Annotated in this window: 2 protein-coding genes; both read right to left on the bottom strand. The window is 49.6% G+C overall.

Annotated elements, in window-relative coordinates; all coding sequences use genetic code 11:
* Positions 1-1018 (bottom strand): DHH family phosphoesterase (locus tag WCO51_13285; protein ID MEI6514226.1); only part of this gene is annotated, 1018 nt, incomplete at its 3' end.
* A gap of 37 nt (positions 1019-1055) precedes the next feature.
* Positions 1056-1846, bottom strand: a 791-nt coding sequence (locus WCO51_13280; GenBank protein ID MEI6514225.1) for an L-lactate dehydrogenase, incomplete at its 5' end; no start/stop codon positions are given.

Genomic DNA, 1846 nt, shown 5'->3' with positions numbered 1-1846 from the left:
TCGTTTTAGTCAGCTCCTGGCGTTGCTTGTTCTGAAGATTGAGTTGCTGCGCCAGTCTGCCAGCTTCCATAAAGTCATCGGTCATCAATAAATTCAAGGCATCCAGTGCAGATTCCAATCTGCCGGCTGCATTGATGCGCGGCGCCAACATATAACCGATATGCATGGTTGATATTCGTTTCGGTCTCAAGCTTCTTTCATCTATGAGCCCGGCTACTCCCATCAGGGAAAGAACTCCTTGACGGTTGGGCGTTCTCAGGTGTTCCAACCCGCGCCGCACCAGGTAACGGTTCTCCCCTGTCAAAGGGACGACGTCAGCCACAGTGCCCAGGGCAACCAGGTCAAGATAACTTTCCAACACAACCCCTGCTCGTTTTGTAGAGAGGGCTTCCACTAATTTATAAGCCAAGCCAACCCCGGAGAGATTTTTATCGGGGTAAGGATCGAAAGGCTGCTTCGGATCAATGACAGCCAGTGCATCCGGCATTTCATCTTTGGGTTGGTGGTGGTCAGTGATGATTAAGTCTAGCCCGATCTGCCGTGCAAAAGCGACTTCTTGCAAAGAACGGATGCCGTTATCGACCGTGATCACCAGAGACATTCCGCCATCTTTCAGTTCTTCCAGGGCACTCTTATTAAGCCCGTAGCCCTCTTCAAAACGATTGGGTATATACGGCTTAATATCGCCCCCCATCGCTTGAATGGCAATAGTGAGCAATGTAGTTGCCGTAACGCCATCAACATCATAATCTCCATACACCGCCATCTTTTCATTATTCGTAATGGCATGTAGAATACGCTCGACCGCCTTTCCCATTCCCAACATCTGGAATGGATCGCTGTTTAGGGGTGGGCGTGCCTCCAGATAATGGCGGGCTTCTTCGGTTGATTTGTAACCGCGGTTAACCAGAAGCTGGCGTAGAATAGGATCATATTCATGTAAAGCTTCACTTTGCTCTTGGTTAATACGCGGTTTTACAACCCAGCGTTTATTGGCAAAATCGGGAGAAGTTGTCATTGGCTATGGTTTACTTTTTCAATCGATATGTTTTTAATCACAAAATGCCTTCTTTTTCCATATCACGAATAATATTCTGGATGAGTTTGACGGAATTATGAAAAGCGCTCGTCTCTTGTTCGTCCAGAACGGGAAGGAATGTATCTAAAATACCATCCCCACCAAGCAGATGGGGTACCGATACAGTTACATCCTTGAAGCCTTCGAGATCAGGCATTGGCGTGCAAACTGTGAGAATGGAACGTTCGTCCTGTAGAATGACGCGTACGATGCGTGCCAGGGCACTCCCAACGCCATAATAGGTAGCTCCCTTCCCTTCAATAATCCGGTAAGCAGCCCGGCGAACACGCTCATCAATGAGGTGGCGGTCAATGGCGCACATGTCTGCACAGTGGCGAGTGCAAAATTCCTCCAGCGGGATACCACCGATACTGACTGCTGACCAGCCAAGCACTTCCGAATCGCCGTGTTCACCGACTACGTAGGCATGAACATGGCGTGAGTCGATATCGAGGGCGCGCCCTATCAATGACCGAAAACGGGCTGTATCCAGCATAGTACCAGAACCGATGACATGGCTGCTGGGAACTCCAAATTCCTTCGCATAGGTTGCAGTAAGATGGGTCATGATATCGACTGGATTGCTGGCAATCACCAGGATAGCATCGGGTGCATGGCGCAGGACATTGGGAATAACTTGTTTAAAAACCGCAGCATTGCGACCTAAGAGTTGTAAGCGTGTCTCACCCGGTTTCTGCCCGACACCGGCTGTAATGATGACGACCCGTGCGCCTTCCAAATCCGGGTAATTGCCTGCCGTAACATGGA

It is taken from the genome of bacterium, assembly GCA_037131655.1.
In the GTDB taxonomy this organism is placed as follows: domain Bacteria; phylum Armatimonadota; class Fimbriimonadia; order Fimbriimonadales; family JBAXQP01; genus JBAXQP01.
Note: the sequence above shows the minus strand (reverse complement) of the source record. Positions and strands in the feature narration are given on the sequence as shown.